Origin of the sequence: uncultured Tenacibaculum sp. (assembly GCF_947502995.1) — a bacterium.
In the GTDB taxonomy this organism is placed as follows: Bacteria; Bacteroidota; Bacteroidia; order Flavobacteriales; family Flavobacteriaceae; genus Polaribacter.
This window is the reverse complement of record NZ_CANNBW010000085.1, coordinates 1-251: the sequence shown is the minus strand read 5'-3', so window position 1 is coordinate 251 and position 251 is coordinate 1. Positions and strand designations below refer to the sequence as shown.

At 40.6% G+C, this 251-nt stretch carries 1 pseudogene; it reads right to left on the bottom strand.

From position 1 onward, the window contains the following. A pseudogene (locus tag Q1A46_RS20845) lies at positions 1-251 on the bottom strand (hypothetical protein); the annotation flags it as partial.

Here is a 251-nt window from a genome sequence, read left to right as displayed (position 1 = left end):
AGAAACTCCTGTACCTGCTGTACTTGGAATACCATTGTTATTTGTAGTATCTCCATCAGTATCATCTGCAGTTCCATCTCCGTCTGCATCTGTTCCGCCTGTTTCTACAACATCATAAATACCATCATTATCACTATCTAAATCTAAGTGGTTGGCAATACCGTCTCCATCGGCATCGTAGTTGTCATTTACTCCATCTGAGTTTGTATCTACAAAACCTGCTAAGTCCGCATCTAAATAGTTTGGAACCC